The organism is Rhizobium sp. CG5, from assembly GCF_023701945.1.
Lineage (GTDB): Bacteria > Pseudomonadota > Alphaproteobacteria > Rhizobiales > Rhizobiaceae > Allorhizobium.
In genome coordinates this window covers 5,461-31,451 of record NZ_JABAEF010000021.1, presented here as the reverse complement: position 1 = coordinate 31,451, position 25,991 = coordinate 5,461, and the positions used below count along the sequence as shown (strand labels likewise).

22 protein-coding genes are annotated in these 25,991 nt (G+C 62.9%); 10 read left to right on the top strand and 12 right to left on the bottom strand.

The genetic code is table 11. The features are described from left to right. Nucleotides 1-15: 15 nt before the first annotated feature. Nucleotides 16-1,086 (bottom strand): GGDEF domain-containing protein, encoded by a 1,071-nt coding sequence (locus HGO38_RS25745; protein WP_250958665.1) that lies wholly within the window; start codon nucleotides 1,084-1,086, stop codon nucleotides 16-18. Nucleotides 1,087-1,329: 243 nt separating this feature from the next. Here HGO38_RS25745 and HGO38_RS25740 point away from each other — a divergent pair, with 243 nt between their 5' ends. The 4 genes from HGO38_RS25740 to HGO38_RS25725 all read left to right on the top strand — a co-directional run bounded on the left by HGO38_RS25740 (nucleotide 1,330) and on the right by HGO38_RS25725 (nucleotide 4,708). Further along, entirely contained in the window at nucleotides 1,330-1,752 is a 423-nt protein-coding gene (locus HGO38_RS25740) for a nuclear transport factor 2 family protein (protein WP_250958664.1), read from the top strand. Between the two features lie 99 nt (nucleotides 1,753-1,851). Beyond that, a complete protein-coding gene (locus tag HGO38_RS25735; protein ID WP_250958663.1) occupies nucleotides 1,852-2,826 on the top strand; it encodes an L-threonylcarbamoyladenylate synthase in 975 nt (324 codons plus the stop codon). Nucleotides 2,827-2,853: 27 nt separating this feature from the next. Then, a complete protein-coding gene (locus HGO38_RS25730; protein WP_250958662.1) occupies nucleotides 2,854-4,311 on the top strand; it encodes an FAD-binding oxidoreductase in 1,458 nt (485 codons plus the stop codon). A gap of 10 nt (nucleotides 4,312-4,321) precedes the next feature. Then, complete coding sequence (locus tag HGO38_RS25725; RefSeq protein ID WP_250958661.1) at nucleotides 4,322-4,708, top strand: winged helix-turn-helix domain-containing protein; 387 nt, start codon at nucleotides 4,322-4,324, stop codon at nucleotides 4,706-4,708. A gap of 286 nt (nucleotides 4,709-4,994) precedes the next feature. Here HGO38_RS25725 and modC read toward each other — a convergent pair whose 3' ends face one another. The 5 genes from modC to HGO38_RS25700 all read right to left on the bottom strand — a co-directional run bounded on the left by modC (nucleotide 4,995) and on the right by HGO38_RS25700 (nucleotide 10,566). Continuing rightward, entirely contained in the window at nucleotides 4,995-6,080 is a 1,086-nt protein-coding gene (gene modC / locus HGO38_RS25720; RefSeq protein WP_250958660.1) for a molybdenum ABC transporter ATP-binding protein, read from the bottom strand. After that, a complete protein-coding gene (gene modB, locus HGO38_RS25715) occupies nucleotides 6,077-6,769 on the bottom strand; it encodes a molybdate ABC transporter permease subunit (protein WP_352230511.1) in 693 nt (230 codons plus the stop codon). The genes modC and modB overlap by 4 nt, the downstream gene beginning before the upstream one ends. 12 nt (nucleotides 6,770-6,781) lie before the next feature. Beyond that, a complete protein-coding gene (modA, locus tag HGO38_RS25710; protein WP_250958659.1) occupies nucleotides 6,782-7,579 on the bottom strand; it encodes a molybdate ABC transporter substrate-binding protein in 798 nt (265 codons plus the stop codon). Nucleotides 7,580-7,747: 168 nt separating this feature from the next. After that, on the bottom strand, nucleotides 7,748-8,044 hold the full coding sequence (locus HGO38_RS25705) for a hypothetical protein (protein ID WP_250958658.1): 297 nt from the start codon (nucleotides 8,042-8,044) through the stop codon (nucleotides 7,748-7,750). Between the two features lie 350 nt (nucleotides 8,045-8,394). After that, entirely contained in the window at nucleotides 8,395-10,566 is a 2,172-nt protein-coding gene (locus HGO38_RS25700; protein WP_250958657.1) for a DUF1217 domain-containing protein, read from the bottom strand. Between the two features lie 283 nt (nucleotides 10,567-10,849). Between HGO38_RS25700 and HGO38_RS25695 the strand changes: the two genes are divergently transcribed. Next, nucleotides 10,850-11,416 carry a DUF6101 family protein gene (locus tag HGO38_RS25695; RefSeq protein ID WP_250958656.1) on the top strand — a complete coding sequence of 189 codons (567 nt, stop codon included), beginning with the start codon at nucleotides 10,850-10,852 and terminating at the stop codon, nucleotides 11,414-11,416. An 85-nt stretch (nucleotides 11,417-11,501) separates the two neighbouring features. Here the strand turns inward: HGO38_RS25695 and dmeF are convergent, their stop codons facing one another. The 6 genes from dmeF to HGO38_RS25665 form a co-directional block, all read right to left on the bottom strand. Next, entirely contained in the window at nucleotides 11,502-12,635 is a 1,134-nt protein-coding gene (gene dmeF / locus HGO38_RS25690; protein ID WP_502941632.1) for a CDF family Co(II)/Ni(II) efflux transporter DmeF, read from the bottom strand. Continuing rightward, nucleotides 12,632-12,910 carry a metal/formaldehyde-sensitive transcriptional repressor gene (locus tag HGO38_RS25685; RefSeq protein WP_250958655.1) on the bottom strand — a complete coding sequence of 93 codons (279 nt, stop codon included), beginning with the start codon at nucleotides 12,908-12,910 and terminating at the stop codon, nucleotides 12,632-12,634. The genes dmeF and HGO38_RS25685 overlap by 4 nt, the downstream gene beginning before the upstream one ends. A 92-nt stretch (nucleotides 12,911-13,002) precedes the next feature. Further along, nucleotides 13,003-13,956 (bottom strand): 4-hydroxybenzoate octaprenyltransferase, encoded by a 954-nt coding sequence (gene ubiA / locus HGO38_RS25680; protein WP_250958654.1) that lies wholly within the window; start codon nucleotides 13,954-13,956, stop codon nucleotides 13,003-13,005. A gap of 101 nt (nucleotides 13,957-14,057) precedes the next feature. After that, nucleotides 14,058-14,552, bottom strand: a complete 495-nt coding sequence (locus HGO38_RS25675; RefSeq protein ID WP_250958653.1) for an acyl-CoA thioesterase — start codon at nucleotides 14,550-14,552, stop codon at nucleotides 14,058-14,060. 64 nt (nucleotides 14,553-14,616) lie between these two features. After that, complete coding sequence (locus tag HGO38_RS25670) at nucleotides 14,617-15,873, bottom strand: cyclopropane fatty acid synthase (protein WP_250958652.1); 1,257 nt, start codon at nucleotides 15,871-15,873, stop codon at nucleotides 14,617-14,619. A 144-nt stretch (nucleotides 15,874-16,017) separates the two neighbouring features. Then, nucleotides 16,018-18,330 (bottom strand): Tex family protein, encoded by a 2,313-nt coding sequence (locus HGO38_RS25665; RefSeq protein ID WP_250958651.1) that lies wholly within the window; start codon nucleotides 18,328-18,330, stop codon nucleotides 16,018-16,020. Nucleotides 18,331-18,557: 227 nt separating this feature from the next. Here HGO38_RS25665 and HGO38_RS25660 point away from each other — a divergent pair, with 227 nt between their 5' ends. From HGO38_RS25660 to HGO38_RS25640, 5 genes are all read left to right on the top strand, one after another. Then, nucleotides 18,558-19,613, top strand: coding sequence for an acyltransferase family protein (locus HGO38_RS25660; protein ID WP_250958650.1), 1,056 nt, complete (start codon nucleotides 18,558-18,560; stop codon nucleotides 19,611-19,613). Nucleotides 19,614-19,668: 55 nt separating this feature from the next. Beyond that, complete coding sequence (purD, locus tag HGO38_RS25655; RefSeq protein ID WP_250958649.1) at nucleotides 19,669-20,940, top strand: phosphoribosylamine--glycine ligase; 1,272 nt, start codon at nucleotides 19,669-19,671, stop codon at nucleotides 20,938-20,940. A gap of 148 nt (nucleotides 20,941-21,088) precedes the next feature. Then, the gene (locus HGO38_RS25650; RefSeq protein WP_250958648.1) at nucleotides 21,089-21,592 is read left to right on the top strand and encodes a plant virulence effector HPE1-like domain-containing protein; all 504 of its coding nucleotides are present in this window, start codon (nucleotides 21,089-21,091) and stop codon (nucleotides 21,590-21,592) included. A gap of 404 nt (nucleotides 21,593-21,996) precedes the next feature. Then, nucleotides 21,997-23,835 carry a methyl-accepting chemotaxis protein gene (locus tag HGO38_RS25645; protein ID WP_250958647.1) on the top strand — a complete coding sequence of 613 codons (1,839 nt, stop codon included), beginning with the start codon at nucleotides 21,997-21,999 and terminating at the stop codon, nucleotides 23,833-23,835. 340 nt (nucleotides 23,836-24,175) lie between these two features. Next, nucleotides 24,176-25,991 (top strand): methyl-accepting chemotaxis protein (locus HGO38_RS25640; RefSeq protein ID WP_250958646.1); only part of this gene is annotated, 1,816 nt, incomplete at its 3' end.

The window sequence follows — 25,991 nt, the reverse complement described above, 5'->3', positions numbered from 1 at the left end:
CACACGGCTGTCGTTTTACACAACCTGCTTCTTGTAGATCATCCAATCCTTTGGAACATAGGTCGGATCGTTGGCGCCGTAGATGGTGACCATGTCGCCGCCAGAGGCCTTTGACGAGGCCAGGGCACGCTCGGCATAGCTCAGCAGATCGAAGGCATTGGGCGCCTGTTGCGACAGGCAGATGCCGAAGGACATCGACAGCGGTCCAAGCGCGCCACGCGAAGCCGGGTTGACGAGGGCGGTGGCGCGCAGCTTGGTGCGCACCAGTTCGACGATGCGGCTGATCTCGTCCTGGTCGGAGGTGTAGAACAGCAGGCCGAAGCGGCTGCCATCAAAGCGGCAGGCGAGATCCTCGCTGCCGGCCACGGCATCCACGACCTTGGCGATCTGCTTGATGAAACGGTCGGCGACCGTCGGGCCCATCTGCTCGGCCAGTTTGGCAAATTCATCGATTTCGCCGACCGCCAGACCGCACAGAACCGGCATGTCGGGCTTGGCATAGACCTTGGCCAGCGCCTTGTTGAAGGCGCGGCGGCTGCCCATGCCGGTCAGCGGATCGACGAATTTCGCAACCTCGGCATGCTCGGCCTCGCGCTGCACGTCGGCCAGCGCCGCCGTGTGGCCGACGACCGTGCGCACCACGGTACTGTTCTGGCTGGCGCGTTTCTCGGTCGCCGCCTTCAGCGCCTTGATCGACTGGCCAAGCTCGGTGTTCTCGATCTCGCCGTCGGTCAGGATGACCTTGGACGCATCACCGATCAGCCGGCCGTAGTCGGACAGCGAGACCTTTTCCTCGTTGAGCAGGCTGATGAAGCTGCTCATCTCGGCCCGCACCTTGCTGCTGTGGCGGCTGAGCAGCCCGTCTTCGTGATGATGGGGCAGATATTTGCGGCCGAGCGCGTCCAGTGCTTCCTGGGTCTTGACCTTGCCGAGCCCGATGAAATCCCGCACCAGGTCCGGATTGCTGCCGGAATAGGCCTCATAGACCAGTTCGTAATTGCGCGGCAGACCGTCGATGCCCATCTGGTGCATGGCGGAGGCCACGCGAAGGGCGATGCTGGAGGCCGGATTCTTCGAAGGCTGCATGGACTTGCTTTCCCGGGCTATGACACGAAAACCGTTGACGCGGACCATAGCGGCAACATCTCTTTCTTTCAGTTACAGCCATATCTAAACTTTTAGCGGTCCTCACAAAGGGTCCCGAAAGGGTGCAAAAATCGACATTTCAGAGCAAGTGCCACAAACCCGACCTGCACGTCCTGGGACTGTTGCAGTCGCGTGCGAAAGACACCAAAGTCGAGCATATAAAGAGCAGGAGCGAGCCAAGCCATGACCAACCTTCTGACGCTTCTAGCCGAAATCCGGGCGCTCGAAGAAGCGCTTCATCGTCCTGAGATCCGTCGCTCACGAGAGGCCGTCGAGGAACTGCTTGCAGAAGGGTTCTTTGAAATCGGAGCTTCCGGCACCGTTTACCAGCGAGGAGACATGGTTGATCATCTGGTTCGGGAGGGCGACAATGCGGATGACTGGGATCTCCATACGGACGCCTATTCTCTGGTATCCATCTCGGGCGACGCTGTCCTGTTGACCTACAGAACGCGGCGCAAGAAAAGTGATGGATCCGAGAGACACGTTTTGCGAAGCTCCATCTGGAAGCATACAGGGGCGAAATGGCAGATGTTGTTTCACCAAGGGACGCTGACGAAATCTCCCGCCGAGCCGTTGCAAAACGCACTCGACTCCGGACGTTGAATGTCCCGTAAATCTCCAGACCGCGCTTTCTGGCGAAACAATTTGATCCTACGGGCCAAGACGCGCTATGGACGGCCGAGGTCCAAGGTTCAGGCAAGAATGGCACGGCACATCTCCATCGACAGCGACAGGCAGGCAGCCATCGACGCGGCCATCGCCGAATTGTCGGCCGGCCTGCCGATCGCGATCCCGACCGAGACCGTCTATGGCCTGGCGGCCGATGCCACCAATCCGGCGGCGATCACCCGCATCTACGAGACCAAGGGACGGCCGCGCTTCAATCCGCTGATCTGCCATATGGCCAATCTTGCGATGGCGGAGCGCTATGCGGTGTTCGATCCGCTGTCGCGCCGGCTGGCGGAACGGTTCTGGCCCGGCCCCCTCACCCTGATCCTGCCGCTGAAACAAGGCAGCACCATCCATCCGCTGGCAAGCGCCGGGCTCGACACGGTCGGCATCCGCGTGCCGCGCGGCTTTGCGGCTGAGCTGATCGGCGCCTTCGACCGGCCGCTGGCAGCCCCGAGCGCCAATACTTCCGGCAAGATCAGCCCAACCAGCGCGGCCCATGTGGCCGCCGATCTCGGCGAGCGCATCACGCTCATCCTCGACGGCGGCGCGTCGCCGGTCGGCGTCGAATCGACCATTCTGAAAGTGGAAGGTGGCACGATCCGCATGCTGCGGCCGGGCGGGCTTTCGGCCGAGGCGATCGAGGCGGCCACCGGGCTTGCCGTCATCCGGCCGGTGGGCAGCCATGCGACGATCGAAGCGCCGGGCATGCTCGCCTCCCATTATGCCCCGGATGCGGCGGTGCGGCTCGATGTGGCGCACGTCGATCCGGGCGATGCGCTGATCACCTTTGCCGGAGTGCTGCCGGACGGTTTCGAGGTGGCGCGGCTGGTGCTGGATCTGAGCCCTTCCGGCGACCTTTCAGAAGCGGCCGCCAATCTGTTTGACTATCTGAAGACCGCGGATGCCAGCGGCACGGGGCGGATTGCCGTCACGCCGATCCCGCAGACCGGGCTTGGCGAGGCGATCAACGACCGGCTGCAGCGCGCCGCCGCCCCAAGGCCATAACGCACGCAACAATAACGAGGAATGAGCATGAGCCAGGCCGGATATCCGTCAGAACTGATGGCGCGGTTCGTCGCCATTGTCGGGGTGGCCAATGCCGTCACCGAGACCTCCGGCATTGCCGCCTATCTGACCGAAAACCGCGGCCTCTATCACGGCGCCTCGCCGCTGGTGCTCAAACCGGCCTCGACAGCCGAAGTCTCCGCCATCCTTGCCCTTGCCAGCGAGACCGGCACGCCGATCGTGCCGGCCGGCGGGCGCACCGGCCTGGTCGGCGGCCAGGTGCCGCGCGACGGCGGGCAGGACATCGTGCTGTCGCTGGAGCGCATGAACCGCATTCGCGAAGTGGATGCGGTGGCCAATGTGATCGTCGCCGATGGCGGCTGCATCCTTGCCGATATCCAGAAAGCCGCCGAAGAGATCGACCGGCTGTTTCCGCTGTCGCTCGGCTCGGAAGGCTCGTGCCGGATCGGCGGCAACCTGTCGACCAATGCCGGCGGCACGGCGGTGCTGGCCTATGGCAATGTGCGGCAATTGTGCCTGGGGCTGGAAGTGGTGTTGCCGACCGGCGAGATCTGGGACGGGTTGCGGCGGCTGAAGAAGGACAATAGCGGCTACGACCTGCGCGACCTGTTCATCGGCGCGGAAGGCACGCTTGGGGTGATCACCGGCGCCGTGCTGCGCCTGCATCCGCGGCCGCTCGGCCATCAGGTGGCCTTTGCCGGCTTGAAATCGCCCGAGGACGCGCTGGCGCTGTTCGAGCGGGCCGCCAATCTCTGCGGCACGGCGCTGACCGGCTTCGAGCTGATGCCGCGCATCGGCGTGGACTTCACCACGCGGCATATTCCCGGCGTGCGCGATCCGCTGGAAAACCCCCATGCCTGGTATGCGCTGATCGACATTTCGACGTCGGACTCGGCCGATACCGCGTCGGTCATGGTCCAGGCGCTGCTGGAACAGGGTTTTGAGGACGGACTGATCGAGGATGCGGTGATCGCCGCCTCGCAGGCCCAAGCCGCGGCCCTCTGGCACATGCGCGAGAGCATGTCGGATGCACAGAAACCCGAGGGCGGCTCGATCAAGCATGACGTCTCCGTGCCGGTCTCGGCCGTGCCGGCCTTCATGCGCGAGGCCGAGATCGCCGTGATGGCCGCCGTGCCGGGGGCGCGCATTTGCGGCTTCGGCCATCTCGGCGACGGCAATATCCACTATAATATCAGCCAGCCGGTCGGGGCCGACAAGGCAGAATTCATCGGCCGCTGGCGCGAGGTGAATGCGATCGTCCATGCCATCGTGCACAGATACAATGGCTCTATTTCGGCCGAACACGGCGTCGGCCAGCTGAAGCGCGACGAGCTGATCGGCAGCCGACCGGCCATCGAGACGGAACTGATGAACCGCATCAAGCGGGCCTTCGACCCGGCCGGCATCATGAATCCGGGCAAGGTGACAGGCCAGATGACCGGCACGCCTGTCGGCCAGCTATGACGAGAAAGCCATGAGCAACAAGCCGACGCGGGTGACGCTCAGGATCGATTTTGCCAATGGGGTGCGGCTCGGACCCGGCAAGATCGCGCTTCTGTCCGGGATTGCCGAACACGGCTCGATCCGGGCGGCCGGTGCCGCCCTCGGCATGTCCTATCGCCGCGCCTGGCTTCTGGCCGACGAGACCAACCGGATGTTCCTCGAGCCCTCGATCTTCACCCGGCACGGCGGAAAAAGCGGCGGCGGCGCAGGCCTCACCGACTTCGGCACCGCCCTTCTCGCCCGCGCCCGGCATATGGAGGCCGAGAGCCGGCGCGTGCTGGAGGCCGATATCGCCTGGCTCGACGCCGCCGTGGACATGGGGTTTCAGGCGGCGGCCAAGGGGGTGGACGGGGAGTAAAGTCTGAGAGAATCGGTCCAAAGGCGCATCACGGTAATCGACAGGACCGCTGCGATTTGCGGCTTACCCCCCTCTGCCCTGCCGGGCATCTCCCCCTCAAGGGGGGAGATCGGATGGAGCCGCTGCCGCGATCACTCCACGGTGGTGGCAAGACACTGGACGAGAGTGTGAGGGCACCAAGCTGACGGCCGATCTCCCCCCTTGAGGGGGAGATGTCACGGAGTGACAGAGGGGGGCGAACTTGCTCTGTCGGATGCGGACACAATCCCGCTCTCCCCCCAACCCGCTACGGCGTGCGGAAAATGCCTTCGGCGGCGATCGAGACGGTTTTGAACAGCAGGTGCACCGGCGAGCCGTGGGCCAGTTCGAGATTGGCGGCGGAGCGGCGGGGGGTTTTGGCCAGCAGACGGGCGCCGTTGCAATCGATCGAGACGATGATGGTGGCGCCGGCGTCGCCGATTTCCTCGACCGTGCCGGGCAGACGGTTGAGCGTCGAGATGCCGGCCGGCAGGGAGGTGGACAGGACGATTTCGCTGGTCGGCACGAAGGCGCGGATATGGCTGCCGACGGCAATGTCGGTCAACCGCAGGAACAGCGGCCCGGCCCGGCATTCGGCAAAGGTCAGCCCTTCTTCCGAACTGTGGCCGGTGACGATGGCATGCAGGAAGCTGCCGGCCTTGAGGTCGCCGGAGGCGCGCGGCACGACATGGAGGATTTCGTCCGGCGTGCCGATCGCCACCGTCCGGCCGGCGCTCATGGCCAGAACCCGGGTGGCGAGCCGCGTCACTTCCTCGACGGAATGGCTGACATAGAGGATGGGAATGCCGGCCTCGTCGCGGATGCGCTCGATATCGGGCAGGATGGCGGCCTTCAGGTCATTGTCGAGGGCCGAGAGCGGCTCGTCCATCAGCAGCAGGCGGGGTTTTGCCATCAGCGCCCGGCCGAGCGCGACGCGCTGCTTCTCGCCGCCGGAGAGATGGGACGGGCGGCGGTCGAGCAGGGGCGCGATGCGCAGCAGGGCCGCGACCCGGTCGAGGGTTTCGCCCGGCTCGTGGCGTGGCGCAAAGCGGGTGCCATAGACCAAGTTGCCGCGCACGGTCAGATGCGGAAACAGCCGGCCTTCCTGGAAGACATAGCCGATGCGGCGGCGATGCGGCGGTACGAAGATGCCGGAGCGCTGGTCGCTCCAGACCTCGCCGGAAAAGGTAATGCGCCCCTCGTCGGGCCGGACCAGGCCGGCCACGAGGTTGACCAGCGTCGTCTTGCCCGAGCCGGAGGGGCCGAACAGGGCCGTCAGCCCTGCTCCGACCTCGACCTCGGCCGAAAGGTCGAAGGCGCCCTGGCGATGGCGGATGTCGATTTGCAGCGTCATGGTGCGCCCAGCCTTGCCGCCATGCGGCGCGCCAGCACTTCCGATCCGACCAGGGCTGCCAGCGAAAGGGCGATCGAAATCGCCGTCAGCCGCAGCGCCGCGGCGTCGCCGCCGGGGACCTGGGTATAGGTATAGATGGCGGAGGCCAGCGTCTGGGTTTCGCCGGGAATGTTGGAGACGAAGGTGATGGTGGCGCCGAATTCGCCCATGGCCTTGGCAAAGGCCAGCACGGAGCCGGCAAAAATGCCCGGCAGGATCAGCGGCAGGGTGACGGTGGCAAAGACCGATGGCGGATTGGCGCCGAGCGTCGATGCTGCGGTTTCCAGCCGCCGGTCGACGCCGTCGAGCGACAGGCGGATGGCGCGCACCATCAGCGGGAAGCCCATGACGGCGGCAGCCAGTGCCGCACCTGTCCAGCGAAAGGAAAACACCAGGCCGAACCATTGATCAAGAAAGGCACCGATCGCGCCCTTGCGCCCGAAGCTCAAGAGCAGCAGATAGCCGGTCACCACCGGCGGCATGATCAGCGGCAGATGAACCAGCCCGTTCAGCAGCGTCTTGCCCCAGAAGTCGCGCCGCGACAGCAGATAGGCGGTGGCAATGCCGAGCGGCAGCGAGAAGGCGACGGCGGTGGCCGCCACCTTCAGGCTCAACAGCATTGCCGTGATTTCTTGGTCCGTCAGGATCACGCGTCGCCTGCTTCAGTTGGTCTTGCTCAACACGGTGAAGCCGGCATCGGTGAACACGGCATGGGCCTTGGCGGACTGCAGATAGGCAAGGAATTCCCGGGCTTCGGGGCCTTTCGCCTGCTTCAGAACGGCGGCCGGATAGATGATCGGCGGATGGCTGTCCTCGGGGAAGCGGTCGAGCACCTTGACCTTCGGATCGGCCTTGGCATCGGTCTCGTAGACGATGCCGAGCGGCGCTTCCTGGCGCGATACCAGCAGCAGGGCAGCGCGGACGTTTTCGGCCTGGGCGACCTTGTCCTTGACGCTGTCCCAGACCCCGAGCGCCTGCAGCGCCGCCTTGCCATAGACGCCGGCCGGCACCGCGTCGGTATTGCCCATGGCCAGATGGCCACCGCCGAGCAGATCGGCCAGCGGAAAGCCCTTTTCGATATGAACGGTCGCGGTCGCTTCGGCGGGGGCGACCAGCACGATGCGGTTGCCGAGCAAGTCGGTGCGGGTATCGGCCACCAGCTGGTCGGCCTTGGCGAGGTAATCCATCCATTTGAGATCGGCGGAGATGAACAGATCGGCCGGAGCGCCCTCCTCGATCTGCTTGGCAAGGGCGGAACTGGCGGCAAAGGACAGGACGACGGTGCCGCCGGTCTCGCTCTTCCAGTCCTCGGCGATCGTTCCGAGCACGTCCTTCAGGCTGGCGGCGGCAAAGACGGTGACGGGTTCGCCCGCCAGCACGGTCGACACCGGCGCGAGAACCAAGGACGAGGCAATGACAAGAAGCCGCGCGAAAAAGCCGCGCCGGGAAGCGTTTCTCATGAAATACTCTCCATTTTTTTAACGATCGATATATCTCTATGGATATATCGATAGCGGAAAAGAAAAGGCCAAGCAAGAGCCGCCCGGCCGTAAATTTGAACGATTCTAAAGTTTTTCCAACGCCCCGCCTCAGCCGCTTTTGAGCGACGAGATCGACAGCAGCAGGTCCTACACCTCATCCAACCCGACGCGGCGATCGGAGATCAAAGTCTGCCAATCTTCCCGTTGGTGGTAGATCGCGTAGATGATGTTGATGCCGGCGATCTCAACGAAGAAGAGGCGATAGCCATTTCGGACCCGCTTATAGGTCAGCGCTCGGTATCTTGCTGTTTGCAGGCTATCGCAAGTTGCGACATCCTCGTAGAGCGCGTCTTCAATCGCCTGCGCATTGTCCGCCGAACTGTGATGCTCATGATGGGCGTATATTCTGTGAAAGTCGCGCCTTGTCGCAGGATCGAGCTTCATCAGACGTCCGCGGATATCCCCGATTCGGACTGTCGGCGCTCAGCGCGTTCTTGCCGAACGAGCTTTCGATGTTGATCAATGCTCTGGGCCGTATCCGGCGACACCTGGCGCGATCTCTTCAGGAGGTCGTCGTAAACCTCCTCCGGCATGCCCACGAAATCCTGAGACTCTCTGCGCCCGTCGGCCATTGATCGCGCTCCTCAACACATCCGCATTGGGACTATCTATAGCAGTTCACACCGCATGAGGCCAGTTCACGGCAGGGCGATGCCGTAAAACCGCAGACCGTGCAGGTCTGATTCAACCGATTTCCGGGCAGCAAGCCTTAAGGATCGTTCAAACGCCCCGCCTCAGCCGCTTTTGAGCTGCGAGATCGACAGCAGCAGGTCGGCGCTGATGCCGCCCGAACCGTTGCCGCTGAGGACACTCAAGGCTCCCGATGTGGTGTCGACATTGTCGATGTCATACATCGAGGTGAAGCGCTGCAGGAATTTCTTCACCTTGTCCGGATCCTGCAATTCCTCAAGATCAAGGTTCTTCTCGACCAGTGCGGCCTGCTTGTCGATATCCAGGCTGCTGAAATCCGAGGTATAGCCGAAGGCGGTACGGAAGGTCTCCAGAAGCGCCGTATCGCCGAGAATATCGTAGGCCGAGTTGATGGTCGGCGCCATGCGTTCCCAGTACAGCGCCAGACGAACGCCGTTATTGCTCTCGCCCTGCTCTTCTTCCATGGTCTGGTGCAGATAGAGATTCTGCGTCTCCAGGACGGCACCGCGCTGCTGGACCGTGCCGACCGTGTCGGATGTCAGGTTGCCCTCGCTGTCGAAATTGAAGGAAGCAACGATCTCGGCATAGCGCTCGTCGGCCTGGCTATTGGCAAAGCTGTCGGGATCCTCCAGATCCGAGGCGAACAGCTGCTCCATGAAGTCGTCGTCGACCTCCTCGGGATCGAGCCCCTTGGACACCAGCAGGAAATCCACGAGTCTGGGATCCTCCAGCAGTTCCTCGACCGTGCGGATGCCGATGACCGTTTCCTGGTAATAGGTGGATTCCTCGGTCGCCGCGGTCTTTGCCGTTGTCAGCTCCGGATCCTCCAGCAGGCGGGTCTTGTTGACGATATAGCTCTTGGCAATATCGGTAATGGCGATCTGCGACTGGGCGAGAAGCGGCGCCGTTGCATCGCCTTCGGAGGAAAAATTGAAGGCGCTGGCCATGCTGATCAGGCGCTCGTCCTTGCTCTTGTTGGCATAGCTCTTGGGGTCGGTGAGGTCGCTGGTCAGGACTCGGCGCAGATTGGCCTTGGAGACCTCGCCATCCTCCAGATCATAGGCCTTGAGCAGCATGGCGTACATTTTCGTGTTGCCCAGCAGGTCGTCGACCGTTTCGACGGTTCCCATCTGGGTTGAATAGTAATCCACCAGATCGTCCAGATCTTCCTGATCGGCATCGTCATAGTGGCTGAGATAGCCCGTATTGGTACGCTCCAGCTGGGTGGCGCTCTGCGCCGAACCGGCGGCAACCGTGCCATCCGTCTCGAAATTGAACATCGCGGCGATGCTGGTATAGGCCGAGCCGCCCTGCTGCATGGCATAGTTGTTGGGGTCGGTGAGGTCGCTGGTGACGATATTGGAGAAGGTCGCCTTCAAGGTGCTCGCCGGCATTTGAAAGGCCGTCTTGACGTAGTTGAACAGCCGGCTGTCATTGGTCAGCTCGTCGACATTGGTGATCGTGCCGATTTTCGATTCGTAATAGGCTTTCTCGCGCTCGGCGACATAGGGGATGGTGTAGGACGGCACGACCTCAAGATAAAGATCCTCGACCGAGGTCTTCTGCGCGGCGGTCTGGGCCGTGGTGCCGGAAATGGTGCCGTCGGCATTAAAACTGAACGCCGACGCCAGGGAGACATAGTCCTCATTGCCGGCCTGGTTGACGAAGCTTGCGGGGTCGCTGACATCGCTGGTCAGGACCGAGGTCAGAAAGTCGACGGAGTAATAGGTGCTGTCGAGCTCGAAGGCATCGAGCACAAAATTGCGCAGCCGCGAATTGTCGAGCAGGTCGCTGACCGTCTGAACATTGTCGACGGCCTCGTCGTAATAGGCGATTTCCGCCTCGATCTCGGTGCTTTCGTCGGTCAGCGCCTGCTTGTAGAGGCCGATCATCTCGTCTTCCTGGCTGTCCGACTGGGCATCGGTGGTCGCCGTGGAAAAGGTAAACGCGGTGGCAAAGGTGCGATAGCGGTCATCGGAGAGCTTGTTGGCATAACTGTTCTCGTCGGACAGATCGCTTTCCAGCACCTTTTTCATGAAGGCCTTGGCATAGGTCATCTCTTCGAGACCATGGGCCTTCATCGCATAGGAATAGAGCTGGTAGTCGTCGAGGAATTCATCGACCGTGGTGACCTTGCCGATATTCTCCTTGTAATAAGCGGCATCCCGCTGGACCTGGGAGCTCGTCGCGACACGCTCAAGGCTGGCCTTCGTATCACGTGCGACGAGATCATAGCTCAGATAGGTGGAGACCATTGTTCGTGCGTTTCCCTTGGGCTTACGGACCGGCCCGCGGAGTATCTGCTGCGAGGCTTGTCCGTGGCTTTTCGCAAGGTCGATCGTTCGAACTTTGCGAATCATGTTCACCAGTTCGAAACCGTTATCCGCGCCAATTTGCTAACCATTTGAGATAGCAAAGTTTTTTTAACCGCGATTTTTAAGCTGTCTGGAAGGGCGCGCCGCTATCTTGACCCTCAGAGGACGAAAAGTCCCGAAGAGTAGGCCAACAGGCTCTCGAGGTAAAACAAGGGTATTATTGATGACAAACACCGTTATGAAGCCTGCATGGGCAGGCGCAACGTTGCGGCTCGACCCGAAGCGCTTTCCGCAACAGGTCACTTACGCTTTGCGCGAGGCGACCGGCGATGTCACCATAACGATCGACGAGCGCGGCGCCGTGCTGCGCAAGATCCTCCCCTCCAGCGGGTTGCCGCTGTCCTTCGCCCTGCCGGCCCGCGCTTTCAAGGGTGTGGCTGCCCGGGCGATCGACCATGGCGACGGCGAGGTGACCGTGACCCTGGAACTGCATCACGACGATCCCGACCTGTGCATTCCGCTTCTGGTTGCCCACGACCTTTGCGACATTGCCGCCGACTGGCGCGGCTGGTCGGACGCCTTCCGCATTCCCATGCTGATGATCGAGGCCGATGGCGTTGCCCGGCCGCTCGAGGAGCATCTCGGCGATGTCCGGGCACATGCCGCCAAGCCGCGCCGCCGGCATTCCTATTTCGCCGATCGCCGGCCGCGCTTCCTGGTGCGCCGCGCCACTGGCAGCCTTGGCGTGACGATGAAGATTTCCGGCAAGGAAATCATCGCCCGGACCTGAACTGGTCCCCGCAGCTTATCCCAAATCGACAAAACCCGGATCAGCGACAGCCGATCCGGGTTCTTCTTTTGTGTCGATATGCGCCTCAGGCGCTTTTCAGCTCCACCTCGACCGTCACATGGGACAGGTTCTTCAGCGGTGCCAGCCGTTCGCGGTAATAGGACGGGGCGCGCGGAGCCGCGTCGTTCAGCGAGACGATGGCGCCGTGGTGGCCGGGACCGAGCTGCCAGACATGCAGATCGGCGATCTCGGCACCGTCCTTCTCCAGGATATCGCGGATCTCGCCGGAGAGAGGATCGCCGGAGGGCAGCCGGTCGAGCAGCACGGCACCGGAATCGCGGATCAGGCCGATCGACCAGTGGGCGATGACCAGCGCTCCGACCATGCCGATCACCGGATCGAGCCAGAGCCAGCCGTAGATCGTGCCGGCCACCAGCGCCGCGATGGCAAGAACCGAGGTCAGCGCATCGGCCAGCACATGCAGATAGGCGGCACGCAGGTTCTGGTCGCGGCCGGCGTGATCGTCTCGGCTGTGGTTGGCGTGGTCGTGACGCGCGTCATGATCATGCTCGTGATCATGATCGTGGCTATGGGTGCCGGCAGCGTGATGGGTCGGAGACCCATGGCCATGATGATGAGGATTAGTCCCGTGGCCATGATGATGAGCTTGAGACCCGTGGCCATGATGATGGCCGTGGTCGTCCTTCAGCAGCCAAGCGCAGACCAGGTTGACCGCAAGGCCCAGCACCGCCACCAGGATGGCCTCGTTGAAATCGATCGACACGGGGGCTCTGAGCCGCATCAGGCTTTCCCAGCCGATCAGCAGCGCCACGATGCCGAGGATGATGGCGCTGGCGAAGGCCGCCAGATCGCCGAACTTGCCGGTCCCGAAGGTGAAATCCGGATTGCCGACATTGCGGCGGGCATAGTGATAGGCAAGCGCTGCGATCAGGATGGCGCCGGCATGGGTTGCCATATGCCAGCCATCGGCCGTCAGCGCCATGGAGCCGAACAGAGAGCCGGCAATGATTTCCAGCACCATCATCGTCGCGGTGATGGCGATGACGATCCAGGTGCGGCGCGCATTGCGCTCGTGGTCGTCGCCGAGGAACATGTGGTCGTGGCGGCTAACCAGGCGCCTGGCGCCGGCCTGCGGATGGGAATGTGGATGTGGATGTGGATGGGAATGGGAATGGCCGTCGTGATGATGGTCGCTCATTTCAGATAACTCCTGATGACCTCGATGAGATCGGCTGCACCCTTGGCCCGGTCGGCGTCTTCCTCCCGGTCCGGATTGACCACATGCTCGCGAATGTGGTCCTCGATCAGTTCCGCCGTCAGCCCGGTGGCGGCACCCCGCACCGAGGCGACCATGTTGAGAATGTCGCCGCAGGGCGCTTCGACGAGCAGCGCGGTCTCGATCGCCTCGATCTGCCCCTTCATCCGGCGGATGCGGGCCAGCAGCTTGGTCTTGTGCTTGATGGTATGGCTCATAGTATAGGGGGGTACCCTATTTTGGGCTGAAAGACAACAGGCCTGACGCGGCCGGTCCCCCTATGAGGCGCAGTCAGATCTTTGAGAAGGGATCAGGCAAATGGCAAAGCGAGCAGCAGGCCGGCAAACAGGATGGCGCCGACCCGGCCGTTGGACTTGAACAGCGCCAGGCACTGGGCCGGATCGTGAATGTTGAGCACGGCAATCTGGTAGGCGAACATCACGGCGGCGACAGCCAGGCCGAGATAGGCCAGCAGCCCGACGCCGGCAAACAGGAAGGACAACAGCAGCAGCACGAGCGTCAGGCCATAGAGGCCGACCAGCCATTGCCTTGTGTTGTCGCCGAACAGGCGGGCCGTCGAGCGCACGCCGATCAGCGCATCGTCCTCGGTGTCCTGGTGGGCATAGATGGTGTCATAGCCGATGGTCCAGGCGATCGCCGCCCCATAGAGCAGCACGGCGGCGACAGACAGGGACCCGGTCAGGCCGGCCCAGCCCATCAGCGCGCCCCAGGAAAAGGCCAGGCCGAGGAAGAATTGCGGCCAGTCGGTAAAGCGCTTGGCAAACGGATAGATCGCCACGATGGCGAGCGACAGGATGCCGAGCACGATGGTGAAGAGGTTGAAGCACAACAGCACGGCAAGGCCGACCAGGGCCTGCACGGCGACGAACAGTTTGGCCTGAACGCGGCTGACCCGGCCGGACGGCAGCGGCCGCGAGCGGGTGCGGGCCACTTCCATATCGATCTTGTGGTCGACCAGGTCGTTATAGGTGCAACCGGCGCCGCGCATCGCCACCGCTCCTATGAAGAACAGCACGAGTTGACCGACGAACAGCGCGACATCCAGCCGGCCATCGGCAGCCAGCGCATTGGCGGCGAGCGCCGAGGACCACAGGCACGGCCAGAGCAGCAATTGCCAGCCGATCGGCCTGTCCCAGCGCGCCAGCTGCGCATAGGGCCAGGCGGAGCGCGGCAGCACCCGGTAGACCCAGTTGTCGGAAGGCGCGTCGGCAACGCGCCCGGCATGTTCGTCTGTTGTGTCCATGGTCAGAGTGTTAGAACAAAGTCTTGGGAAATGGAACAGATCTGCCACCCGTTGCAGGTCGGAAAACCCGCCTCATGCCGGCCTCCGGCCTCCCTCGCCGCTCACCCCTTCGGCGCAGCGGCGGCGGCGTTGAAGCGGGCTTCGAATTCCAGGCGCAGGCTGCGGCGGACTTCGGCGGCGCGCAGGCGCTGCTCCGCGATCTCGGTCTTGGGAGAATAGGCGGGAATGGGTGTCGGGCGGCCTTCGGCATCGACGGCCACCATGGTGAAATAGCAGGAATTGGTGTGGCGGCGCTCGCCGGTTCGAATGGTCTCCGCCTCGACCCGGATGCCGATTTCCATCGAGGTGCGGCCGGCATAGTTGACCGCGGCGCGGAAGGTGACGAGTTCGCCGACATGGATCGGCTGGCGGAAAACCACCTGGTCGACCGACAGCGTCACGGCATATTGCTGGGAATAACGCGAGGCGCAGGAGAAGGCGACGCGGTCGAGCAGATTGAGCAGCGCGCCGCCATGCACCTTGCCGCTGAAATTGGCCATGTCGGGCGTCATCAGCACGACCATTTCGAGCTGGCTTGTGTCATGTCCGACGTCCATAGGGCCTCCATCCGGCTAATCCGCGATGTCACCACCCTATCGCCTGCGGGGCTCAAGACAATGGCTAGAACACCACTTTTTCCAGGGGCGGCCGGGTGGCATCGAAAGCGGTAAGCGCTTTTTCGCGCTCGGCAATATAGCCGCGATTGTCCGGCGTCGCAGAATTGTTGCGGGCCAGCTGGATCTGGAAGATGAAGAAATTCTCATGGGTGAAGGCCATTTCGGAAGCAGCCAAATAGAATTCCCACATGCGCACGAAACGCTCGTCATAAAGGACCAGAACCTCCTCCTTCCGCGCCAGGAAACGCTGCCGCCAATGACGCAGCGTATGGGCGTAGTGCCAGGGCAGGATCTCGATGTCGCGGACCAGCAGGCCGGATGCCTCGATGGCCGGCAGGACTTCGGCAAGCGAAGGGATATAGCCGCCCGGAAAGATATATTTCTCGAAGAACGGATTGTTGACCCGCGCCGGATAGGGCTGGCCGATCGAATGCAGCAGCATCACGCCGTCGTCCTTCAGCAATTCTGCGGCCTTGGCGAAATAGTCGCGGTAATGGGCGGGACCGACATGTTCGAACATGCCGACCGAGACGATCCGGTCGTAGGGCTCGTCCTTCAGGGTGCGGTAGTCCTGCAAGTCGAAGCGTACCCGCCCCGTCAGGCCACGCTTTTCGGCCCGCAGGCGCGACACCTTCAGCTGCTCTTCGCTGAGCGTGATACCGCTAACATGGACACCGGACGATTCCGCCAGATACATGGCCATGCCGCCCCAGCCGGAACCGATCTCCAGCACGCGCTGGCCGGGCTCGGGCAGCAGCTTGGCGACGATATGGCGTTTCTTGGCGACCTGCGCCGCATCAAGCGAAATGCCGGGCGGGTGGAAATAGGCGCAGGAATATTGCCAGTCGGCATCGAGAAACAGATCGAACAGTTTCGCGCTCAGATCGTAGTGATGGGCGACGTTTTCCCGGTTGTGATTGACCGGCAGCAGGCTTTTCAGGCGGGCCAGCAATAGCCGCGCCACACCGCGCCAGATCATGCCGAAGGTCAGGTCTTCGGCCAGCGTGTTGGATTTGACCAGGGCGACCAGATCGTAGATGTCGCCGCTGTCGAAGGTCAGGCGGCCCTGCATGTAGATCTCGCCGAGCTTCAGCTGCGGATCGGCTGCAATCTCGCGCTCGGCGCCGTCATCAGAAAAACGGATCGCCACCACGCCGCCCGTGCCATCGCCGAACCTCTGCCTTCGCCCATCCGCGCCGGTGACCTCCAGCGTCCCAGTCCTGATGATCCTTGCCAGCATGCGACGCAGAGAAGAGGCCATCCATACACCTGTGCCTGAAAACGGTGTCTTGCAGAAGCTCCTTCAAAAACTACCCCGTTTCCATCTGCAAGCAAGAGGCGCTGCGTCATATGAGCATTGTCCAAAAGAGCCGGCATCGACTCTCGCCGCGCCAGCCCTGGACATTCACTTCTTGCGCATGGCTTCGGCCAGCGCCGCACCCAGGCCGCCCATGGCGGGCGCTTCCGGTTTTCCGGCCGGCTTGGCGCTGGCGTGGCGCATGGCATTGGCGGAGCCGCGCGGATCGCGCATCGAGGGCGCTTCCGCCTCGCCGCCGTCCTTGCGCATGGTGAGCGCGATGCGCTTGCGCTTGACGTCCACTTCGACGACGCGGACCCGGACCACATCCCCGGCCTTGACCACGTCATGGGGGTCCTTGACGAAGCGGTCGGCGAGCTGGGAGACATGCACCAGGCCGTCCTGATGCACGCCGATATCGACGAAGGCGCCGAAGGCGGCGACATTGGTGACGGTGCCTTCCAGCGACATGCCCGGCTTCAGGTCGGTGATCTCGTCGATCCCCTCGGCAAAGGTTGCGGTCTTGAAGCTCGGGCGCGGGTCGCGGCCGGGCTTTTCGAGTTCGGCGAGGATGTCCTTGACGGTCGGCAGGCCGAATTGCTCGTCGACGAACTTGCGCGGATCGACGGCCTTCAGCGCGACGCTGTCGCCCATCAGCGAGCGCAGATCGCGGCCACAGGCGGCGACGATCTTCTTGGCCACGCCATAGGCTTCCGGATGCACGGAGGAGGCATCGAGCGGCTCCTTGCCGTTCGGAATGCGCAGGAAGCCGGCGCATTGCTCGAAGGTGCGGTTGCCGAGGCGGGCGACCTTCAGCAGGTCCTTGCGGGTGGCAAAGGGCCCCTCCTGGTCGCGATGGTTGACGATCGCCTCGGCGATCGAGCCGCCAAGACCGGAGACGCGGGCCAAAAGCGGCGCGGACGCCGTGTTGAGATCGACGCCGACGGCGTTCACCGCGTCTTCCACCACGGCATCGAGCGAGCGGCCGAGCCGGGCCTGGTCGACATCGTGCTGGTACTGGCCGACGCCGATCGATTTCGGTTCGATCTTGACCAGTTCGGCCAGCGGATCCTGCAGGCGGCGGGCGATCGAGACGGCGCCGCGCAGCGACACGTCGAGAGTGGGAAACTCGGTGGCGGCGGCCTGCGAGGCGGAATAGATCGAGGCGCCGGCCTCCGAGACGATGACTTTGGTAGGCTTGGGGGCCGGCAGGTCGGTGAGCATGTCGGCGACCAGCTTTTCCGTTTCACGGCTGCCGGTGCCGTTGCCGATCGAGATCAGCTCCACCTTATGCTTGCGCACCAGGGCCAGAAGCTCGGCCTGCGCGCCGCGAATGTCATTGCGCGGCGGGAACGGATAGACCGTGGTGGTATCGAGCACCTTGCCGGTGCCGTCGATCACCGCCACCTTGACGCCGGTGCGGATGCCCGGATCGAGGCCCATGGTCGGACGCGAGCCGGCAGGAGCCGCCAGCAGCAGGTCTTTCAGGTTGCGGGCAAAGACATGGATCGCCTCTTCTTCCGCCCGCTCGCGCAGGTCGCGCATCAGGTCGAGCGACAGCGACATGGAGAGCTTGACCCGCCAGGTCCAGCCGGCCACCTCCATCAGCCAGAGGTCGGCGGGACCTTTCTGGCCGATCTGGTAGGCCGCAGCGATGGTGCGGTGGGCCGGCTTGATCGGCGCCGGATCGTCCTTGTCGGCCTCGATCGACAAGGTGAGCATTTCCTCGTTCCAGCCGCGCAGCATGGCCAGCGCCCGGTGACCGGGGGCGGTTGCCCAGCGCTCGGAATGATCGAAATAGTCGGCGAATTTTTCGCCGGCCTGCTCCTTGCCGGCAACGACCTTGGAATAGAGGAAGGCCTTGTCCTTCAGATAGGTGCGCAGCGTCTTCAGCAGATCGGCATTTTCCGACATGCCTTCGGCGATGATGTCGCGGGCGCCTTCCAGGGCCGCCTTGGTGTCCGGCACCTCGTCCTTGAGATAGGCCTCTGCGAGCTTCACCGGATCCGAGCTGCGGTCGGCGAGAATCGCTTCGGCAAGGGGACCGAGGCCTTTTTCGCGGGCGATCTCGGCGCGGGTGCGGCGCTTGGGCTTGAAGGGCAGATAAATGTCCTCAAGCTCGGCCTTGGTGACCACCTTGAAGATCTTGCCCATCAGCTCATCGGTCATCTTGCCCTGGCTGGTGATCGATTCGACGATGGATTTGCGCCGGGCGTTGAACTCGCGCAGATAGGTCAGCCGTTCGGCGAGATTGCGCAGCTGCGTATCGTCCAGCCCGCCGGTGATTTCCTTGCGGTAACGGGCGATGAACGGAACGGTCGAGCCCTCGTCGAGAAGCCCCACCGCTGCGACCACCTGCTCGGGCCGGGCGTTGATCTCGGAGGCGATGATCGCGGCGATGGATTTGCTGTCGTCAGCCATAGGACTTCCTTCTGGAAAATGCCGGCGGACTGTAGTCAGACAAGATGGCAAGACAACAGCAAAGCAGCAAGCTCCACAAGAAAGCGCTCATCCACCGCCCTCCACCCATCGAGACGGAGCGTTAACCACATAAAGGCGCTCATTCTTTACGTCCTGCTCGTAATGATTGTCCGGAACAGATCAAAACAAGATCATCCAAGCCATCCTGATCGCTAAGCGAGTGACGCATGGAACGAAGCGCCTATATCCAGAGCCTTGACGGGCTGCGAGGGCTGGCCGCCTTTGCCGTCGTGCTGTCCCATCTGTCGCTGATGCTGGGCGTCGGCATCCCCGGCCTGCATATCGGCGACGAATCGGTGGCGCTGTTCTTTGCGCTGAGCGGCTTCCTGATGGCCCATCTCTACGGCTCGAAGGCCTTTACCCGAGAGGCGGTCAGCGACTATCTCGTGCATCGCTTCGTGCGCATCTATCCGGTCTATCTGGTTGCCATTCTCTTCGTCATCTTTCTCTCGTATCTTCCGGGTTTCACCTATGCGCAACCGATCACCGGCGCCGTGCAGATCGTCCGCCACCTGGCGATGATCGGCTCGACCGGCGTGTTCTGGTCGGTGCCGCCGGAGATCCAGTTCTACCTCTTCTTTCTTCTGCTGTGGCTGTGTTTCGAACATCCGGGCCGGCGACAGGGCCTGATCGCGGCCTTGCTGGTCGGCTTCGTGGTGGCCCAGCATCTCGGCTTTCCCGGCCCCGGCATCGTGCTGCTGTCGAAGATCCCCTATTTCCTGTTCGGCGCCTTGGCCGGACGGCTGTTTTCGACCGGCTGGTTTCGCCCGAACACCGCCTCCGCGGGGCTTGCGGCTCTCGGCCTGATCGCCTTCTTCTTCCTCGCCAAGAATGTCTTTGTCTCGCCGGGACCGTTCTGGGGAACCTCGACCGCGCTGATCGCCACGATCATCGTCTATCTGACGGCCTGCGAAGCGCCGATTGCCAGGGCCGTGCTGTCCTCGCCACCGCTGCGGTTTGCCGGCAAGATCAGCTTTTCGCTCTATCTGTTCCACATGCCGATCGGCTACCTGACCATGGCCGCCCTGCCCGAAGGTGTGCCCGGCTGGCTGCGCGCCGTGCTCTTCCTGGCCGCCAGTCTTGGCGTCGCGACGCTCAGCTACCACGCCATCGAGAAACCATCGCGCCATCTGCTGCTGTCGCTGTGGAAGAACCGGCTCCGGCAGCGCCCCGCCGGACCTGCATCGGCGGCCGTGCCCGGCTCGCAGGGCCTTTCCTCTTGACCTTTCGCCGCTCTGCCCTTAACCGCCGGTGACCACGGCATTGAGAGGGCGAGCGATGAAAGTTCTGTTGATCGGATCGGGCGGCCGCGAACATGCGCTCGCCTGGAAGCTGGCGCAATCGCCCCTCTTGACGACCCTTTATGCCGCCCCTGGCAATCCCGGCATTGCCGAGCATGCCACGATTGCCGCTGTCGATACCGACGACCATGCCGCCGTGCTGTCGTTTTGCCGCGACACGGCGATCGACTTCGTGGTGGTCGGCCCGGAAGCGCCGCTGGTGGCGGGGCTGGCCGACGTGCTGCGCGCAGCCGGCATTGCCACCTTCGGCCCGTCGGCGGCGGCCGCCCAGCTGGAAGGCTCCAAGGGTTTTACCAAGGATATCTGCGCCAAATATGATATCCCGACCGGCGCCTATCAGCGCTTCAACAATGCGCCGAAGGCCAAGGCCTATATCCGTGAACAGGGCGCGCCGATCGTCATCAAGGCCGACGGCCTGGCGGCCGGCAAGGGCGTGACCGTGGCGATGACCGTCGAGGAGGCGCTGGCCGCCGTCGACGATTGTTTCGAGGGCGCTTTTGGAGCGGCCGGCGCGGAAGTCGTGGTCGAGGCGTTTCTGGATGGCGAGGAGGCGAGCTTCTTTTGTCTCTGCGACGGCAAGACGCTTTTGCCGCTGGCCACCGCCCAGGACCACAAGCGGGTTGGCGATGGCGATAGCGGACCCAATACCGGCGGCATGGGCGCCTATTCGCCGGCGCCGGTCATGACGCCGGAACTGGTCGAGCGGACCATGACGGAGATCATCGAGCCGACCATGCGCGGCATGGCCGACAGCGGCATGCCGTTTTCCGGCGTGTTCTTCGCCGGCCTGATGATCACGGAAAAGGGGCCGGAACTGATCGAATACAATGTGCGGTTCGGCGATCCGGAATGCCAGGTGCTGATGATGCGGCTGAAAAGCGATCTGCTGCCGCTGCTTCATGCCTCGGCGACCGGCACGCTGGACCAGGTGACGGCGGAGTGGAGCGACGATCCGGCGCTGACCGTCGTGCTGGCCTCCAAGGGCTATCCGGGCAGCTATGCCAAGAACACGCCGATCGGCAACCTGCCGGCCGAGGCCGCAGGTGCAAAGGTGTTTCATGCCGGCACAGCCATGAAGGACGGCGCGCTGGTGGCGACCGGCGGCCGCGTCTTGAATGCCACCGCGACCGGCGCCACCGTGGCAGAGGCGCAGGCCCGTGCCTACGGGCTTGTGGACGGGGTGCGCTGGGACAACGGCTTTTGCCGACGCGATATCGGCTGGCGCGCCGTGGCGCGGGAAAAGGCCTGAGACCCCAGTCCCATCCTGGCCTGGTTTGAGCCACCCGCCCCAAGCCGGGATTAAAACGACGATTAGTTCAAAATTTACCGGTCTCCCTGACGGGATGGAAACAACTGCACGCTATTCTTCAGCTTGACAATCAAGCGGAGTAGAGTTGATGCGCCATCTGATCCTGACAGCCCTTGCCGTTTTGAGCAGCGGTCCGGTGCTGGCATCGTCCATCGAATTCGTCACGCCGGCCACCGGCAGCAGCCACAGTATCGTGACCCTGCGCTGCAGCGACTGCCCGGCGCTGGCTGCCGATACCCGCAAACCGAGCTATATCGTGCCGAACCTTGCCACGGGCACCCAGACGGTCGAGATCCACGATGTCGACGGCGTGGCGACCATGCGCCGGACCGAGGCCTGGATGGGCGGCTCGCCGGTGGTGTTCATCAGCAAGGCTGACGGCTGGCTGGCCGAAGGCGGCATGCTGGCCACCAATGGCATCAAGGGCCTCAACGGCGACGGCATCGACCCGGCCGCCACCACGTCGGCGGTCACGGCGCGGCCGACACGGGCCGACATGGGCGCACCAAGCATGGGCCCTCCGGCCCCCCCGGCGATGGGCGCGCCACCGGCTGCTCTCCGCCCTTCGAACTTCACGCTTCGGCTGCCGTAAAAGGCCCCATTCCCTGCCCCACCCAGCCATACGATCCGGGCTGTAGGGGTTCCGCTGCAAAGCGGGCAGATGCGCCTCCGCCCTCAAAAGCGGGGGCGCATTTCTTTTCACCACCGGGCTATGGCCCAGAAGATGCGCATGGCCAGCGAATACCAAGTCTCGGCAAATCAAGCACGGGCCGCCGGATCAATATCCGGCGGCTCTTTTTGTTTTGTCTCTGACGATACGATCCATGCATTAGGATTACTTTAGATATTTGTTTAGAATATTCTGCAATTCTCTTCGCTCAAGTGCGATGTAGCACCGTTATACGCGCAGGAAGCGCTGAAATCATTTTCGGTTGCAACGGCGTGCACCTCAGCGTTCGAGATCCGCCGGCCGACGACCCATGTCTGTGAGGCGAAATGAGAAATCTGAAAATATCGATGCAGCTGATCCTGATTGTCGGCGGTCTGATGGCAGCTTTCGCTGTTGCAACCTTCTTCCAGGTGCGCGCCTCGTCCGAGGCGATCTATCATCAGCGCTACGAGCTTTTGAGGACGCAGGTCGAAACGGCCATCTCCGTCATGAAGACCTATGACGATCGGGTGCAGACCGGCGAACTGTCGCTGGAGGATGCCAAGACGCAGGCGTTCGCCACCTTGAACAAGTTGAAGTTCGATCCGGACGGATATTTCTTCGGTTACGACTATGACGTGGTTCTGGTGTTTCATCCGACATCCAAGTCGGTGGGACAGAGCAACAAAGGCAAGGGTGATCCGAATGGTTATGCCTATCGTGACGAACTGGTCCGCCTCGGCCAGAACGGTGGCGGCTATGTCGAGTTCATCGGCCCGAAGCCCGGCCATCCGGTGGATGACTATAGCTTTGCCAAGGCCGCTTACGGCAAGACCTTCGAGCCTTGGAAAATCGTGGTGGCGACCGGCCTCTATACAGACGACCTGAAGGCAGAAGTGAATGCCTCGATCTTCAAGGCGATCTCCGTTGGCCTCGTGGTCTTCGTTCTCGGCCTCGGCGCCGCCTTCTTCGTGATCCGCGGCATTACCCAGCCACTCAACGCGATCCACAAGGCGCTGGAAGCCGTGGCCGACGAAAATACCGCAATCACCATTCCCCACACCGCCATGGGCAATGAAGTGGGCATGATGGCCAAGGCCACCCAGTCGCTGCAGCAAAAGATCCGCGAACGCCACGCCATGGCCGAACGCCAGGCCGCGCAGGATGCGGCAATCAGCACCGAGCGCCAGCAGAATATCGACATGCAGCAGGCCGAAGCCGCCCAGCAGGCCCGCGTCGTCTCGACCATCGGCGTGTCCCTGGCGCAGCTGGCGCATGGCGACCTGACGGTGCGCTGCGCCGATCTCGGCCCGAAATACGGCGAGCTGCGCGACAACTTCAACGAAGCCCTGACCCGGCTGGAAGAAGCCATGGGCCGCGTCAACCTGAAGGGCAATGACATTGCCGTCAGCAAGGAAGAGATCCGCCGCGCTTCCGGCGAGCTTGCCCAGCGCACCGAGCGCCAGGCCGCCAATCTGGAGGAAACCTCGGCGGCCCTCGACGAGTTGACGGTGGCCGTTCGCCAGACGGCAGACGGTGCCCGCGAGGCAGCCGGTCAGGTCAAATCGGTGAGCGAAGAAGCCCGGCAGAGCGACGCCATCGTCGAGCGCGCCATCAGCGCCATGAGCGGCATCGAGCAATCGTCTGCCGAGATCACCAAGATCATCGGCGTGATCGACGAAATCGCCTTCCAGACCAACCTTTTGGCGCTGAATGCCGGCGTCGAGGCGGCACGGGCCGGTGAAAGCGGCAAGGGCTTTGCGGTCGTTGCCCAGGAAGTGCGTGAACTGGCGCAGCGCTCTGCCGCTGCCGCCAAGGAAATCAAGGCACAGATCTCCCGCTCGTCCGGCCAGGTCGGCCAGGGCGTGCAGCTGGTCGCCCAGACCGGCGAGGCGCTGAAGCGCATCTCCAGCCAGATCGAAAGCGCCAATGCCGTGGTCTCCAAGATCGCCCATAGCGCCCAGGAGCAGGATACCACGCTTCGCAGCATCTCCAGCGCCATGAACCTGCTCGACACCGCCACCCAGCAGAACGCCGCCATGGCCGAGGAAACCACCGCATCGGCGGACGTTCTCGCCAATGACACCGGCGACCTGCTGGAGCTGATCCGCAGCTTCAAGGTCTCCACTGCCGCGCAGTCCGGCCAGCTGGCCGGCATGGCCCAGCCGATGCGTCGGGCCAGCTGAGCCTTCGTCAAGCCCTCATGAGTTGAACAAAGCCGTCCGTTGCGACTGGCGGCTTTGTGATTAATCTTGCACAAGGAATAAACCCATAAGCTTCGAGTATAAACTGGCATATATTTCCGATATTCAGCTTATGTTCATGTAGCGATTCGTAATCTACATGAAGCGCGAAAAATTTGACAAATTTTAAGCTTTGATTTTTGATTGCTTGATAGTTTGGCCATGCCGGAATGTTCCATGGCCATGACCAGCCCAGGTACCGGAACTCTATCCCCGATATGCGCCCCATGATCGTGCGCATCTCCAGTTCCGTTTGCGCCCGTCGTGGCCTGAGGTTTCGAAGATGAAAAATTTAAAGATTTCACGGCAATTGATTATATTGGTCGTCGGCCTGTTCATTGCTGCGGCCGGCCTGGTCTATTACCAGATCCAATCTGCCACCAACGCGATCTATGCCGAGCGTTACGGCATGCTGCAGTCGCAGGTGGAATCCGCCTTGTCGACCATGCAGAGCTATTATGACCGCGAAGTGTCGGGTGAACTGACCCGCGAAGAGGCGCAGAAGCAGGCCTTCCGCCAGATCAGCGCGATCAAATACAATCCCGACGGCTACGTCTTCGCCTACGACTACGACGTCGTGATGCGCATCCATCCGGTTGCCAACAAGGTCGGCGAAAGCAGCAAGGGCAAACCTGACTCAACGGGTCACATGTTTCGCGACGAAATGGTGTCGATCGGCAAGGCAGGCGGCGGCATTGTCGATTATTACAGCTCGACCAAGCCTGGCGAGAAGGAAGGCGCTTACCTGAAGAGCTCCTATGCCAAGGCATTTGCGCCCTGGGGCCTGGTTCTGGGCACCGGCGTCTATATCGACGATCTGCAGGCGGAGATCCGCGGGATGGTCTGGAAGGCCGCCGGTATCGGCGCCCTGGTGCTGCTTGCCGGCATGATAGCAGCCTTCTACGTCATCCGTGGCATCACCACGCCGCTGGCGGCCATTCACCGCTCGCTGGAGGCCGTGGCCGACGAGAATGTCTCGATCGACATTCCCCACACCGCCATGGGCAATGAAGTGGGCATGATGGCCAAGGCCACGCTCTCGCTGCAGCAGAAGATCCGCGAACGCCACGCCATGGCCGAACGCCAGGCCGAGCAGGATGCGGCGATCAGCACCGAGCGCCAGCAGAATATCGACATGCAGCAGGCCGAAGCCGCCCAGCAGGCCCGCGTCGTCTCGACCATCGGCGCGTCGCTGGCGCAGCTGGCGGATGGCGACCTGACGGTGCGCTGCGCCGATCTCGGCCCGAAATATTCGACGCTGCGCGACAACTTCAACGAAGCCCTGACCCGGCTGGAAGAAGCCATGGGCCGCGTCAACCTGAAGGGCAATGACATTGCCGTCAGCAAGGAAGAGATCCGCCGGGCTTCCGGCGAGCTTGCCCAGCGCACCGAGCGCCAGGCGGCCAATCTCGAGGAAACCTCGGCGGCTCTCGACGAGCTGACGGTGGCCGTTCGCCAGACGGCAGACGGTGCCCGCGAGGCGGCCGGCCAGGTCAAATCGGTGAGCGAAGAAGCCCGGCAGAGCGACGCCATCGTCGAGCGCGCCATTACGGCGATGAGCGGCATCGAGCAATCGTCTGCCGAGATCACCAAGATCATCGGCGTGATCGACGAAATCGCCTTCCAGACCAACCTTTTGGCGCTGAATGCCGGCGTCGAGGCGGCACGGGCCGGCGAAAGCGGCAAGGGCTTTGCGGTCGTTGCCCAGGAAGTGCGCGAACTGGCGCAGCGCTCTGCCGCTGCCGCCAAGGAGATCAAGGCACAGATCTCCCGCTCGTCCGGCCAGGTCGGCCAGGGCGTGCAGCTGGTCGCCCAGACCGGCGAGGCGCTGAAGCGCATCTCCAGCCAGATCGAAAGCGCCAATGCCGTGGTCTCCAAGATCGCCCATAGCGCCCAGGAGCAGGATACCACGCTTCGCAGCATCTCCAGCGCCATGAACCTGCTCGACACCGCCACCCAGCAGAACGCCGCCATGGCCGAGGAAACCACCGCATCGGCGGACGTTCTCGCCAATGACACCGGCGACCTGCTGGAGCTGATCCGCAGCTTCAAGGTCTCCACTGCCGCGCAGTCCGGCCAGCTGGCCGGCATGGCCCAGC